This window comes from Pseudokineococcus sp. 1T1Z-3 (assembly GCF_037482365.1).
Lineage (GTDB): Bacteria > Actinomycetota > Actinomycetes > Actinomycetales > Quadrisphaeraceae > Pseudokineococcus.
Map to the genome: position 1 here is coordinate 146,291 of NZ_JBBHZF010000004.1, position 13,118 is coordinate 159,408.

A 13,118-nucleotide genomic window follows, 5' to 3' on the forward strand; every position below is an offset into this window, starting at 1 on the left:
GGGCCTGCCACGCTGACGGGGTGCGCGTCCTCGTCACCGTCGTGGTCAACGCCCTCGCGCTGTGGGTCGCGAGCCTGCTCGTCCCCGGGATCGGCATCCCCGGCGACGAGGGGCTCGGCTCCCAGGTGCTCACCTACCTCGTCGTCGGCGCCGTCTTCGGCCTCGTCAACGCCGTCGTCAAGCCGGTCGTGCAGCTGCTGGCGCTGCCGCTGTACGTCCTGACGCTCGGGCTGGTCCACCTGGTCATCAACGCGCTGATGCTCATGCTGGCCGCCTGGCTGGCCGACCTGACGCCGCTGTCCTTCGAGGTCGACGGCTTCTGGTGGGCGGTGCTCGGGGCGCTCGTCATCAGCGTCGTCGGACTGTTCGTCGACGCCGTCACCGGGGGCCGCGGCCGCGGCTGACGCCCGGCAGGAGCCGGCGGCTCAGGCCGGGACGCGCTGCTGGGCGGCCCAGGCGCCGGCGACCATGTCGTCGAGGGTGTGGCGCATGGCCCAGTCCAGGTCGCGGGCGGCCAGGTCGCCGCGGGCGACGATGCGGGCGGGGTCCCCGGGACGGCGCGGCGCCTCCTCGGGGGTGAAGTCGACGCCGGTCACCCGGGCGACGGCGTCCATGATCTCGCGCACGGAGACGCCGTCGCCGCTGCCGAGGTTGTAGACGGGCTCGACGGGCTCGCCCGCGTCCAGCCGCCGGGCCGCCGCGACGTGGCTGCGGGCGAGGTCGGCCACGTGCACGTAGTCACGCACGCACGTGCCGTCGGGCGTGGGGTAGTCGGTGCCGTTGATCCGCGGCGTCCGCCCGGCGGCGAGCGCCGAGAGCACGAGCGGGAAGAGGTTGTGCGGGCTGGCGTCGTAGAGCTCGGGCCGCCCAGAGCCCACGACGTTGAAGTAGCGCAGCGACGTCCCACGTAGCGACGACGCGCGCTGCGCCGAGCGCACCAGCCACTCCCCGACGAGCTTGCTCTCCCCGTAGGGGGACTCCGGGCTGGTGGGCGTCGCCTCGGTGACGACGTCCCCCGGCGGCGTCCCGTAGACCGCGGCGCTGGAGGAGAAGACCAGCTTGTCGGCGCCGGCGGCCTCCATCGCCCGCAGCAGGCCGACCATCGCGGTGACGTTCTGGGTGTAGGTGTGCAGCGGCCGCTGCACCGAGACCCCGGCGTACTTGAAGCCGGCGAGGTGGACGACGCCACCCACCTCGTGCTCGCGCAGCGCCCGCCCGAGGGCGGCCTCGTCGAGGAGGTCGGCCCGGACGAACGGCACGTCGTCGGGCACGAAGCCGGCGACCCCGCTGGACAGGTCGTCGAGCACGACGCAGGGCAGGCCCGCCGCGCGGAAGGCGTCGACGACGTGCGCGCCGATGTAGCCGGCGCCCCCTGTGACCAACCAGCTCATGCCCCTGCTCCCGCCCTGACCAGCGCCCGGGGGCGCGTCCGTGCCCGGCTCGTCCGTGCGTCCGTGCGTCCGTGCGTACCTGAGCCGGCGCGGGCCGCCGGCGACGGCCCGCCCGGCATCCTGCCAGCGGGGAGCGCGGCGTCCGGGCCGCTCGCGGCGCTCATCGCGGGGGCACCCGCTCGGCCCGGTACACCTGGGTCGTCACGCTCGTGCCCGGCGCGGCCAGGTAGGGCGCCACGCGCTCGGAGTAGGCGACGAGCGACGGGTCGTCCGAGGCGTCGACGAGCGCGGCGGTCTCCCGGTAGAGGTCGAGGTCGTGAGCGGCCATGCCGTCGGCCCGCAGGTCGGCGAGGTCGAGGTCACCGGTCGCCGTGAGGTCGCGCGAGACCGTCGTCCGCGCGGGGGTCGCCGGGTTGGCCTCGCCGTCGGTCGCGCGGATCCAGTCCTCCTCGTGCTCCAGCGACAGCACCGCGACGTCGTCGGGCAGGTCGAAGCCGCCCACGGGGGCGCCGGCGGTGAGCACGGCGTCGACGCGGGCGACCTCGCGCAGCGCCGGGTCGGCGGCCAGCTGCGCGGCGACGATGCCGCCCTGGCTGTAGCCGACGAGCAGCACCTGGTCCTGCGGCCGGGCCCCCGCCTCCTGCAGGGCCAGGACGACGGAGCGCGAGGCGGCGGACGGCACATGGCCGACCGCCCGCAGGTCGCTGCCGAGGTCGGCGGGGTTGGTCGTCTCGGGCGAGGTCATGGACCCCGTCGTCTGCGTCGGCGGGACGACGACCACGAAGCGGGTCGTGCCGCCGGCGTCGACGACGCGCTGGACGACGACGGCCGACTCGCTCGTGGCCCTTCCTCCGGGGCTCAGCGCGCCGCCGCCGGCGAGCGGCGTCGCCAGGGCCAGCAGGCCCTCCGTGCCGGTCGCCGGCTCCAGCTGGCCCGCCAGGTCGGCCATCGTCGCCGCGTCGTCCTCGCGCCGGACGCGGACGTCGGTGGGCCGCAGCGCGCCGTCCTGGGTGAGGACGACGGCGAGCCCCGCCGCGAGGTCGGGCACGTCCGCCGGCGGCCAGGCCAGGCGGTCGTCGCCGACCTGGACGTGCGGCTGGGCCTCCCCGCCGAGCCGGCGCGCCAGGGCGCCGGGTGGGGCGCCGACCGCGCCGCGGACGGCCGCCGGGAGGCCGCCGATGACCAGCTCGAGCGCCTCCGGGTGCAGCGCCGCCGCCGTGGAGAGCTCGTCGAGGGCGCTCCCGCCGACCGTCGCGAGGTCACCGCGGAGCAGGTCCAGGCCGGTGCCCGGCAGCCCGCGGACGTCGGCCACCAGGCCGGCGCGCTCGCCCGCGTCCAGGCGTCCGTCGGCGAGGTCGGCCACGAGACCGTCGCCGACGGCGGCGACGAGGCCGCCGCCCCGCACGACGAGCCACACGAGACCGGCCCCGGTGACGGCGCCCAGGACGACGGCGCCACCGCCCAGGACGACCTCGGGTCGGCGGGCCAGCGCGCCGACCGCGTGCCCGGCCGTGCCCGCCACGGCGTCCCGCGCGCCCGCGGCGGCGGAGGCGGCGACCTCCTCGGCGGAGGCGTACGCCGCGCCGGCCGCCCGCAGGAGCGCCGCGAGGCGCAGGCACTCCTGCGCGCTGTCCCCGAGCCGGGCGAGCGCGAGCGTCGCGGCGACCTGCGCCTCGGCCAGCCCGGCCGGGTCGAGGGCTGCGGCGACCGGGCCGCCCGCGGTCGCGGCGAGCGCCAGGGGCGCCCCGCGGTCGAGCAGCCCACCGCCCGTGCGCGCGAGGACGGTGGCGGCCTCGGTCATCGCGGTGCCGCTGACGACGAGGCCCCCGGCGCCGCCGCGGACGTCGAGGCCGGCGCCGACGGCCCGGCCCGCCCCGAGCACCTGGTCGAGCACGAAGCGCGTCTCGTCGAGCAGGACTGCGGAGGACCCCCTCGACGCGCTCACCACCCCGGCCCCCGCACCAGGCCCCTCAGACCCGGGATCCCGCCCGGGACGGCGTCGCCCACGGCGTCCCGGGCGGCTCGGGCCAGGGCGGCGCTCTCGCGAGCGAACCTCTCTCCCACGCGCGCGTCGGCGCCCTGGCTCGCCGCCTCCCCGGCCAGGGCGAGGGCCGTGGTCGCCGCCGCCTGCAGGGCCGCCGCGCGCGCCTCCACCGCCGCGGCGTGCCGGCGCAGGGACGTCGCGACGTCCTCGACCGCCGAGGCGTCCGCGCGCACCCGCCGCACGAGCTCCTCGAGCCGGGCGCGGTAGGCGTCGGCCGCGCCGGAGCGCCACGCCTGCGCGGTCGCCGCCCCCAGGCCGCCGGCGCGCCCGAGCACCTCGGCGGCCGCGTCGTCGGCCGCGGCGGCGGTGCGCCGGATCGAGACCCCAGCGGCTGCGGCGGCTCCCGCAGCGGGCAGCAGCAGGAGGGCGACGACGTCCTCCACCTCGCGGGCGCTCGCCCGCGCCCGGGCCGCCACCTCGACCGCCGTCGTGCCCAGAGCCGCGGGCATGGCACCCCTCCTCGCCGGGGCACCCGGCGGGCCCCACGGCGACGGACGCTAGGAGCGCTGCGGGCGACGTCGGGCAGCGCTGCGGACGCCTGGGGACGAGCAGACCCCGAGGGCGCCTGTGGGCGCCGGCGTCCCCCGGCGGGGCCAGCCGCTCACGCCGGGCCGAGGTCCTCCAGCTCCTGCACGACGAGCGGGGGCCCCTGCTGCGCGGTCGTCATGACCCCGAGGCGCTCGGCGCCGAGCACCCGCACCCGGTGGCCGAGCAGGTGCGCGCACTGGCGACCGACGAGGTAGGTGCGGCCCGGCTCGACCCGCAGCACGACGGCGTCCTTCTCGACGCCCTGCTCCAGGACACCCTCCAGGCGCAGCGGTGGCGCGAGCCCCACCTTCGCGCCGTCCCCCCGGCCGAAGATCGGGCCACCGACCAGTGGGTCACGGGAGGAGGGGCCACGCGAGGCCGGGCCACGGGAGCTCATGGCTCCACTGAAGCATGCTCGTGGCCGCGAGCCGGCCCACCGGGACGCACCACGTCGGCGTCCCGGACGGCCGCTGCGCCGACCGGTCACGGCCGGCCGACCATGGAGGGGTGAGCGAGCCCGACACCACCGCCGACACCAGCGCCGACGCCGTGCTGGCCGACCTGCCCGCCTGCGCCGAGGTCGAGGTGCTCCTGCTCCTGGCCTCGCCCGAGCACCACTACTTCGGCCGGCCCCGGGACGGCGCGCCGCACCCGCCGTCACCCGCCCTCGAGCGGGTCGACGTCGTCGCCGGCAAGGGCATCGCCGGCGACCGCTTCTTCGGGCGCGCCGCGCACATGGACGCCGCGGTGACCCTGCTCGCCGTCGAGGCCGTCGAGGCCGTGGCGCGAGACCTCGGGCTGGCCGACGCGGGTGGGCCGCTCGGCGGGCTGGACCCGCGGCGGGCCCGGCGCAACGTCGTCCTGCGCGGGGTGCCCGTCGACGCCCTGGTCGGACGTGACCTCGCGCTGGACTGCCGCACGTCCGGCGGTGACGTGGTGCGCCTGTCCGGACGCCGGCCGGCCGCGCCGTGCGCCTGGATGGACGCCGTGCTGGCCCCCGGGGCCCATGCCGCGCTCCGCGGGCGCGGTGGGCTGCGGTGCGTGCCGACGACGTCGGGGGCCCTCGTCGTCGGGCCGGCGAGGCTGTGGACGGCCGAGCCGGTCGACGCCGTCGCCGGGGCTCCCGTCCTGCGGCGGGGTCGCCTGCCCTGACCCTCGCGCCCGCGACGGACGGCGGGCACGAGCCCCCGGCGCCCGGCCGGTGGGACCTACCGAGGTCGCCGACCAGGGCGCGGCGCGGGCCCGGGCGCGCGCGGCGGGCTGTCCTGACGACGGCGCCGTCGCGGACGCCCTTCCGGCGCCTCCTGCTCCTGCTCGGCGTCGGGGGCGGCGGCGTCCTGCTCGTCGCGCTCGCCCTCGTGCTCGCCGCCGTCGCGCTCGCGCTCGTCGCGGTCGTGCTCGCCGGCGCTCTCGCCCGGCGGCTCGTCGTCCTTCGAGGGGCGCACGGCTCACCTCCACCCGTCGCAGTGCTCCGACCGTCACGGCCGTCGGTGACGGCGCTCCACCATCCGAGCACGCTGAGTCGTCGCCCACGGCCGAGACCGGGGGTCTTGACCCCAAAGGGCTACCGAGTGTCACCCGCTTGGACACCTCGTCGCCGCCGCGTCGCGACGGCGTAGCCGCGGTGCGGCGTGCACGGGCGCCCGGGTGCCGAGAGCGAGGCGCCGGGGCAACCTGGGGCCGGCATCGCACGACGACCGATCGAGGAGAAGCTCCGTGCTGACCGTGAACGCCCGCTCCACCGCCGGTCCCGGCGAGCCCTTCGAGGCCACCACCATCGAGCGCCGCGACGTCGGGCCCGCCGAGGTCCTCATCGACATCGCCTACGCCGGCATCTGCCACTCCGACATCCACACCGCCCGCGGCGAGTGGGGCGAGTCGCACTACCCGCTCGTCCCGGGGCACGAGATCGCGGGTGTCGTCAGCGAGGTCGGCTCCGACGTCACCAGGTACGCCGTCGGCGACCGCGTCGGCGTCGGCTGCTTCGTCGACTCCTGCCGCGAGTGCGAGAACTGCCGCGCCGGCGAGGAGCAGTACTGCCTCGTCGGGGAGACCGGCACCTACAACGCCGTCGGCAAGGACGGCCGCCCCACCGACGGCGGCTACAGCGAGAAGATCGTCGTCGACGAGAACTACGTCCTGCGGATCCCCGACGGCATCGGCCTCGACGTCGCCGCGCCGCTGCTGTGCGCCGGCATCACGCTCTACAGCCCGCTCAAGCACTGGGGCGCCGGGCCGGGGACGAAGGTCGCGATCGTCGGCCTCGGCGGGCTCGGGCACGTCGGCGTCAAGATCGCCTCGGCGATGGGCGCGGACGTCACCGTGCTGTCGCAGTCGCTGAAGAAGCAGGAGGACGGGCTGCGCCTGGGCGCCGACCACTACTACGCGACCGGCGACGAGGGCACCTTCGAGGAGCTCGCCGGGCAGTTCGACCTCGTCATCAGCACCATCTCGGCGACGACGGACATGGACTCCTACCTCGGCCTGCTCAAGCGGGACGGCGCGCTCGTCAACGTGGGCGCCCCCACCGAGCCGCTGCAGGTCTCGGCCTTCTCGCTCATCCTCGGCCGGAAGACCCTCGCGGGCTCGAAGATCGGCGGCATCCGGCAGACGCAGGAGATGCTCGACTTCTGCGGCGAGCACGGCATCGGCGCCGAGGTCGAGGTGGTCGGCGGCGACCAGATCGACGAGGCCTACGAGCGGGTCGTGGCCAGCGACGTCCGCTACCGCTTCGTCATCGACACCGCGCGCCTGGCCGGCTGAGGGACGCCGGCGCCGGCCGAGGCCGCCCCTGCCCGCGACACCCACGTCGCGGGCAGGGGCGTCTGCGTGCCGGCGGCGGAGCGCCTCAGCGGCGGCGCTCCTCCCGCCGCGGCAGCACCGAGGGGAGGACGGCATCGCCCACCACCTCGGGGTAGGTGCACGTGAAGGTGCCGTCGTAGCCGAAGACAGGGCCGAGGCGGCGGTTGGAGACGTGCACGGAGATGACGAAGCGCTCCCGCTCGTCGTCGTAGCGCTCGACCAGCTGCGCCGTCCCGGACAGCGCCAGGGGGAAGCGGAAGCCGACCCTCCGCTCGTAGAAGCGCTGGGCTCCCGAGCGGATGAGGAGCGCCCCGTCCGAGCGCACCGACGGGTGCAGGTCGACCGCGAGGTGCTGGTGGCTGCCGAGGTAGTCCAGCACCGTCCGGGAGCCGTCGGGCGCGGGGTCGCCCGCCACGAGCGTCGCGTCGAAGCGCTCACGCCGGCCCGGGGCTACCTCGAAGGTGCGCAGGACGCTCAGCGACTCGCGGCCCAGGCTGTCGACGTAGGCGTGGTCCTCCACCGTGAAGGGCACGTCCGTCCCCGCCGAGGGGACGAGGATGCTGCGCCAGGAGCCGATCCGCAGGAAGGGCGCCGTCCACCCGGGCCCGTGCCAGACCCGGTCCATCACACCGCGTCCCACGCAGGAGTAGCCGGCGGCCGTCGAGGCGCCGAAGCGACGCCGCAGCTGCGGGTGCAGCCGGTCGGCCTCCGCGCCGAGGGCTTCCAGGACCACGCTCACGGGACCTCCGGACGGGCGGGCGACGACGGCGGCTCATGCCGGCCCCGAGGGCGACGCCGGCAGCGCCGCGCGGCGGGGACGGCCGCCGGCGGAGGCGCGGCGAGCGCGAGGAGCGCGACGGCGACGCCGAGGAGAGGGCGCCCGCGCAGCGCCGCACCGGCGCCGCCGAGGGTGAGCACCACGCGTGCGAGCAGCAGGGCGAGCGACCGGTCCCGCGCCACGGCCGGGTCGAGGTCCCGCTCGACCCACAGCCGGAGCCGGTCGAAGCTCCACGCCGTCGCCCAGCCCACGAGCGGTCGGACCAGCCAGGGGTCGAGCAGCGGGCCGACGCGGCCCCATCCCGGCGCGTAGTCGTAGCCGGTGCGGAAGAGGACGCGGCCGTGCTGCGGGACGTACCGCCACCACCCGGCGCCGGGCCCCAGCGGGCTGAGGGCGCCGGCGACGGTCCACCGCAGCGCCGACGTGCCGCGGCCCGAGGCGTCGCGGCGGGCGGACGTGCTGGCCCCCTCGCCGCTGACGCGCAGCAGCGGCAGCCGGGGGTGCGGCAGCTCGAGGAGGTAGGTGAACCGCTGCGTCGTCGCCGGGCCCGCCCCGGTGCCGGCGTCGTCCGGCTGGGCGGGAGCCCCCGTCGCGAGCGCGACCGGTGCGATGCTCGAGAAGCGCAGGTCCCAGCGCGCGTGCTGCACCGGGTCCTGCGTCAGAGTCCAGAGGCGGTCCACGACCTCAGCCCCGTCCGGGCCGGACGGCAGACGCACGGCCGTCTCGACGTGCACGGGGCGGCGCCGCACCGGTCCGACCTCAGCTCTCGCCCAGCACGCTCGAGGTCAGCGGAGGGCCGGAGGGTCGGCCGGGTCGGTGCCCTCGCCCTCGCCCTCGGCGGACGGACGCCTCGCCGTCCCCAGTCCGGCGGCCAGGGCGGCGACGGCGTCGTCGGTGACGGCGGCGGCGGTGCGGTTGGCCTCGACGACGGCGCGGTAGACCTCCTCGCGGTGCACCTGGACGCTGCGGGGCGCCGCGATGCCGAGGCGCACGACCTCGCCGCGGACCTCGACGACCGTCACGACGACGTCGTCGCCGATGACGATGCTCTCTCCCGCACGGCGGGTCAGGACCAGCACGCAGTGATCATAGGTGCGTCTGCGTCACCGTCAGGGGGAGCGGTCCCCAGACCGGAGGTGCGTCAGCCGCCCGGGGTGTCCAGCCGCTCGGCGAGCGGCTCCGGCAACGGCTGCGCCGAGGCCGACCGCTGGCGCGGCACGCCCGGCGCGGAGCCCGGCCGGGCAGGCCCGTCCCCCCGCGCCGGCGAGGGCTCCGCCCTCGCCGTGAACAGGAAGCGCAGCACCCCCTCGACGACCATGGCCGCGACGAGCGCCGCGAGCAGGCGGACCGCCGCCTCGAAGGGCGACGTCGAGCCGGTGAGCAGGCCGACGACGCCGGGCAGGGAGAGCAGGACGGCGAGCCCTGCGACGACGCCGACGCTCACGGCGTCGGGCGGCGGCGACGGGTCCGCGAGGTCGAGCCCGCCGGGGCGTCGGGCAGCTCGCGCAGGAGCAGGTCCGTCCACGTGTCGGCGTCGCTGCGGCCGTCGTCGACCGCGGCGACCGGCAGCCCCAGCCCGAGCACGCTGCCCGCGTCGGCGCTGCCGGCGGCGCGCACCACGTGGACGGCGTCGGGGTCCTCGACCAGCACGAAGTCGAACCAGCGGTCGGTGTCGGCCAGCTTGCGCGTGGCGTCGACGACCGCGTGCACCTGGTCGCCCTGCAGCGCCGAGACGACGTCGCGCGCCCAGCGGACGTCCTCGGGGTCGCAGTCGGCCTGCACGACGACGATGCCGGGGGCGTCGCCGAGCCGAACGGTCGCGGCGGCACGCCGGGCCGCGGCGGCGTCACGGACGACCTCGCGGCGGGCGACCCCACCGCCCGGGCGCGCGGCGACGACGACGCCCTCGGGGCCGAGGCCCATCCGGGTCGCGAGGGAGCGGGCCACCCCGAGCGCGTCCCGGGCCGCGCCGACGACGACGACGAGGTCGCCCTCGCGGTCGGGCAGCGCCGGCGCTGCCGGCAGCTGGAGGAGCAGGTCCCGCAGGTCACGGTCGCTCGCGCCGGCGGGCAGCCGGTCCAGCAGGAAGTCGGGCAGACCGGCCGCGGCGGCGCGCTGGCGCACGGCGTCACCGGCCTGCGACGGCTGCGGCTGAGCGGCCTGCGCGGAAGGGGCCTGCGGGTGGACGGCCTGCGGGTGGACGGGCGTCGGCTCGTGCTGCGCCCACCGGTCCTCCTCGTGCTCGGCCGCCCACCGCTCCTCGACGGCGGGCTCCTGCTCCGCCGGGCGCTCCGCACCACCGGCGGGCACGGGGCCGGCGGGCACCTCGTCGGCCGTCTCCGCACCGACGGGGCCGGTGGCCGCGGCGCGCTGGTCGAGCGCCGCCTCCGCGTGCCGCGCGGCCAGCAGGCCCATGAGCTCGGCGACGGCGGCTCCGGCCGGCACGGGCTCCCCGGCTGCGGCGCTCGCGAGCTCCTCGTGCGCCTGCAGGGACAGCTGGGGGACGACGTCCGCCAGCACCGACGGCGCGTCCGGCCCGACGTCGGGCTGCGCCGCGTCCCGCACGGCGTCGAGGACGACGGCGAAGGCCGCGCTCTCGGTGGACAGGGGGCGGCTCGGCTCGCGCGGGCCACTCGGCCGGGCGTGCCGCGGGCCGGGCTTCGCGGCGGTGCCCGCGGCGGCCTCAGCGGGCTGGGCAGGCTGGGTGGGCGGGGCGGGCTGCTCCGACGTGGACTCCGCGAGGTCGGCGGCCGCGAGCAGGGCGCTGAGCCCCGTGCTCTCCTGGCTCGGCCGGCGCGCCGACTGGTGGGGCACGCGCACCCGGCCGCTGTCGTCGAGCACCTTGGCGCGCACCAGCGTGTGGGCGATGGGCGAGTCGAAGATCTCGCCCAGCAGCTCCTCGCGCCGCTGCTCCCCCTCGGGGTCGGGGCTGGTCAGGGTGGGGGTGGCCCCGCGTCGTCCGAGCACGTCGTCCTCCTCGCCGACCGTGTGGCCGGGCCTCTCCTGGTCGTGGTCGTGCAGGTCCGGGCTGGTCGGGCCAGCCGGGCTGCGGGTGGTCTGGCTGGCCGGGATGGCCGGGATGGCCGGGCCCAGGGTGGGCCGGGCAGGTCCCACAGGGGGCGGCGGCGACTCTGTCGCGGGTGCGGGCGCCTCCGCGTCGTCGTCGTCGAGCTCGACGACGACCTCGAAGCGCTCCTTGGCGAAGAAGCCCGCCACCCCGCCGACCCGCACCTTCTCGGCGCGCAGGACGCGGGCGCCCGGGCCGTGCTCGCTGCTCACGCGGTCGAGCAGCTCCTCCAGCCCGTCCCCCTCGAGGACCACGGTCGTCATCGCCTCACGCTCCCAGTGCGCCGGCCGGGACGGCGGCGGCGCCGCTCACGCTCCCGACGGTCTCGATGCGCGGGCCGGAGGCGCCTGCGCCACCGGCTTCCGCGTAGGACAGGACGGGCAGGCGCGGCACGGCCAGCCCCACGAGCCGGCGCAGCGGCGCTCGCAGCGCCGGTGCGCACACGAGCACGGGCGACCAGCCGAGGTCCTCGGCCGCCCGCAGCGCCGCGTCCGCCTGCTCGACGACGGTCTCGGCGCGGCGCGGGTCCAGTGCCAGGGTCGCGCCCTCCTCGCCGGGGCGCACCGCCTCGGCGAGCTGGTGCTCCAGCATCGGGTCGAGCGTGATGACCCGCAGGACGCCGTCGCGCGCTGCGGCCGCCGCGATGGCGGGCCCGAGCGCGCCGCGGGCCGCCTCGACGAGCGCGTCGAGGTCGGCGCCGCCACGGCCGCGGGTCGACAGCGCCTCGAAGATCCTCGGCAGGTCGCGGATGGCGACCCCCTCCTCGAGCAGGGCGCGCAGCACGCGCTGCACCTCCCCGAGCGTCATGACGCCGGGCACGAGCTCCTCCACGACGGCCGGGTCGTCGACCTTGACGGCGTCGACGAGGGCGCGCACGTCCTCGCGGGAGAGCAGGCGGGCGGCGTGGGTCCGGACGACCTCGGCGAGGTGGGTGACGAGCACCGACGCCCGGTCGACGACCGTCGCACCCGTCATCTCGGCCTGGTGCTGCAGCTCGGCGGGCACCCAGCGGCCGGCGAGGCCGAAGACGGGCTCGCTCGTCGGCGTCCCCGGCAGGTGGTCGAGGTCGTCGCCGAGGGCCAGGACGCGCCCGGGGGGCGCCTGCCCGCGGCCGACCTCGACCCCGGAGATGCGGATGGCGTAGGAGGACATCGGCAGGTCGATGCTGTCCCGGGTGCGCACGGGCGGGACGACGAGCCCCAGCTCGAGCGCCGTCTTGCGGCGCAGCCCGCGGACGCGGTCCAGCAGGTCGCCGCCGGCCCCGGTGTCGACGAGGTCGACGAGGTCCGGGGCGAGCACCACCTCGAGCGGGTCGACGCGCATCTGGGTCAGCAGCCCCTGCGGGCTGTCCGGGCTCGGTCCCTCGGCCGGGTCCGGCGTCGCCGCCTCGGCGAGGGCCGCGGCCGCGTCCCGCTTCCCGGCGCGCTGGCCGGCGAGGAGGACGAGGGCGCCGAGGAGCATGAAGGGCAGCTTGGGCATGCCGGGCACGAGGGCGATGGCGATGAGCCCGGCCCCCGCGATGAGCAGGGCCGGTCGCTGGCGCAGCAGCTGCGTCGCGGCGTCGGAGCCCATGTCTCCCTGCGACGTGGCGCGGGTGACGATGAGGCCAGTGGCGACCGCGAGCAGCAGCGCCGGGATCTGCGAGGTGAGACCGTCGCCGACCGTCAGGAGGCTGTACGTCTGCAGCGACTCCCCGGCCGACATCCCCTTCTGCACCATGCCGATGACGAAGCCGCCGACGAGGTTGATGACGGTGATGATGATGCCGGCGATGGCGTCGCCCTTGACGAACTTCGAGCCACCGTCCATGGCGCCGTAGAAGTCGGCCTCGGCGGTGACGTCCGCGCGTCGCTGGCGCGCCGTGGCCTCGTCGATGAGGCCGGCGTTGAGGTCGGCGTCGATGGCCATCTGCTTGCCGGGCATCGCGTCGAGGGTGAAGCGCGCTCCCACCTCGGCGACGCGGCCGGCGCCGTTGGTGATGACGACGAACTGGATGATCACGAGGATCACGAAGATCACGAGGCCGATGACGAGCGAGCCGGAGATGACGAACTCGCCGAACGCCTGGATCACCTTGCCCGCGTGGGCGTCCGCGAGCACCAGCCGCGTCGAGGCCACGTTGAGGCCGAGGCGGAAGAGCGTCAGCACGAGCAGCAGCGCGGGGAAGATCGAGAAGTCCAGCGGCCGCTTGACGTACATCGCCGTGAGGAGCACGACGAGCGCCGCGGCGATGTTCGTCGCGATGAGCAGGTCGATGAGCGGCGCCGGCACGGGCACGACGAGCAGCAGGACGATGCCGACGACGCCGGCGGGGACGGCCAGGCGGGAGATGCGGCCCACGTCGTCCTTCCCCCGGTCTCAGGTGTGAGCCGGTGCGTGCTGCGATCACGAGGTGCGGGTCCGTCCGCCCTGGAGTGCCGTCCTGGCTCCTGCGTTGTCGGCAGCACGGGTGAGGACCTTGAGCCGGACGGGTCGCCCCGGCGTGTCGCGCCTCAGGTGCGGCGATCT

The 13,118-nt window shown here is 77.1% G+C and carries 14 protein-coding genes; 3 read left to right on the forward strand and 11 right to left on the reverse strand.

Annotated features, from left to right (window positions below; genetic code table 11):
- The first annotated feature begins 20 nt into the window (after positions 1-20).
- Entirely contained in the window at positions 21-404 is a 384-nt protein-coding gene (locus tag WDV86_RS02600) for a phage holin family protein (RefSeq protein ID WP_339566028.1), read from the forward strand.
- A 21-nt stretch (positions 405-425) separates the two neighbouring features.
- Here WDV86_RS02600 and galE read toward each other — a convergent pair whose 3' ends face one another.
- The 4 genes from galE to WDV86_RS02620 form a co-directional block, all read right to left on the reverse strand.
- The gene (gene galE, locus WDV86_RS02605) at positions 426-1,391 is read right to left on the reverse strand and encodes a UDP-glucose 4-epimerase GalE (protein WP_339566029.1); all 966 of its coding nucleotides are present in this window, start codon (positions 1,389-1,391) and stop codon (positions 426-428) included.
- Positions 1,392-1,551: 160 nt separating this feature from the next.
- Entirely contained in the window at positions 1,552-3,336 is a 1,785-nt protein-coding gene (locus WDV86_RS02610) for a hypothetical protein (protein ID WP_339566030.1), read from the reverse strand.
- Complete coding sequence (locus WDV86_RS02615; protein ID WP_339566031.1) at positions 3,333-3,884, reverse strand: hypothetical protein; 552 nt, start codon at positions 3,882-3,884, stop codon at positions 3,333-3,335. Before WDV86_RS02615 ends, WDV86_RS02610 begins: the two co-directional genes overlap by 4 nt.
- A 152-nt stretch (positions 3,885-4,036) precedes the next feature.
- A complete protein-coding gene (locus tag WDV86_RS02620; protein WP_339566032.1) occupies positions 4,037-4,360 on the reverse strand; it encodes a hypothetical protein in 324 nt (107 codons plus the stop codon).
- 164 nt (positions 4,361-4,524) lie between these two features.
- Here WDV86_RS02620 and WDV86_RS02625 point away from each other — a divergent pair, with 164 nt between their 5' ends.
- Complete coding sequence (locus tag WDV86_RS02625) at positions 4,525-5,115, forward strand: molybdenum cofactor biosysynthesis protein (protein WP_445262914.1); 591 nt, start codon at positions 4,525-4,527, stop codon at positions 5,113-5,115.
- 56 nt (positions 5,116-5,171) lie between these two features.
- On the opposite strand, the gene WDV86_RS02630 is transcribed toward WDV86_RS02625, so the two are convergent.
- On the reverse strand, positions 5,172-5,408 hold the full coding sequence (locus WDV86_RS02630) for a hypothetical protein (protein ID WP_339566034.1): 237 nt from the start codon (positions 5,406-5,408) through the stop codon (positions 5,172-5,174).
- A gap of 271 nt (positions 5,409-5,679) precedes the next feature.
- Between WDV86_RS02630 and WDV86_RS02635 the strand changes: the two genes are divergently transcribed.
- A complete protein-coding gene (locus tag WDV86_RS02635; RefSeq protein ID WP_339566035.1) occupies positions 5,680-6,726 on the forward strand; it encodes an NAD(P)-dependent alcohol dehydrogenase in 1,047 nt (348 codons plus the stop codon).
- Between the two features lie 85 nt (positions 6,727-6,811).
- On the opposite strand, the gene WDV86_RS02640 is transcribed toward WDV86_RS02635, so the two are convergent.
- The 6 genes from WDV86_RS02640 to flhA all read right to left on the reverse strand — a co-directional run bounded on the left by WDV86_RS02640 (position 6,812) and on the right by flhA (position 12,950).
- The gene (locus WDV86_RS02640; protein WP_339566036.1) at positions 6,812-7,504 is read right to left on the reverse strand and encodes a DUF4166 domain-containing protein; all 693 of its coding nucleotides are present in this window, start codon (positions 7,502-7,504) and stop codon (positions 6,812-6,814) included.
- Positions 7,501-8,259 carry a hypothetical protein gene (locus WDV86_RS02645; RefSeq protein WP_339566037.1) on the reverse strand — a complete coding sequence of 253 codons (759 nt, stop codon included), beginning with the start codon at positions 8,257-8,259 and terminating at the stop codon, positions 7,501-7,503. The genes WDV86_RS02640 and WDV86_RS02645 overlap by 4 nt, the downstream gene beginning before the upstream one ends.
- A gap of 69 nt (positions 8,260-8,328) precedes the next feature.
- Positions 8,329-8,622 (reverse strand): carbon storage regulator CsrA, encoded by a 294-nt coding sequence (gene csrA / locus WDV86_RS02650; RefSeq protein WP_339566038.1) that lies wholly within the window; start codon positions 8,620-8,622, stop codon positions 8,329-8,331.
- Between the two features lie 62 nt (positions 8,623-8,684).
- Entirely contained in the window at positions 8,685-8,987 is a 303-nt protein-coding gene (locus WDV86_RS02655; protein ID WP_339566039.1) for a hypothetical protein, read from the reverse strand.
- Entirely contained in the window at positions 8,984-10,873 is a 1,890-nt protein-coding gene (locus tag WDV86_RS02660; protein WP_339566040.1) for a hypothetical protein, read from the reverse strand. The genes WDV86_RS02655 and WDV86_RS02660 overlap by 4 nt, the downstream gene beginning before the upstream one ends.
- A 4-nt stretch (positions 10,874-10,877) precedes the next feature.
- Positions 10,878-12,950 carry a flagellar biosynthesis protein FlhA gene (gene flhA / locus WDV86_RS02665; RefSeq protein ID WP_339566041.1) on the reverse strand — a complete coding sequence of 691 codons (2,073 nt, stop codon included), beginning with the start codon at positions 12,948-12,950 and terminating at the stop codon, positions 10,878-10,880.
- Between the last annotated feature and the right edge of the window lie 168 nt (positions 12,951-13,118).

What these genes read in the sequence shown, in the direction of transcription:
- WDV86_RS02620 (WP_339566032.1), bottom strand. Translation starts at nt 4,360, where the DNA reads ATGAGCTCCCGTGGCCCGGCCTCGCGTGGCCCCTCCTCCCGTGACCCA.
- galE (WP_339566029.1), bottom strand. Translation starts at nt 1,391, where the DNA reads ATGAGCTGGTTGGTCACAGGGGGCGCCGGCTACATCGGCGCGCACGTC.
- WDV86_RS02660 (WP_339566040.1), bottom strand. Translation starts at nt 10,873, where the DNA reads ATGACGACCGTGGTCCTCGAGGGGGACGGGCTGGAGGAGCTGCTCGAC.
- WDV86_RS02615 (WP_339566031.1), bottom strand. Translation starts at nt 3,884, where the DNA reads ATGCCCGCGGCTCTGGGCACGACGGCGGTCGAGGTGGCGGCCCGGGCG.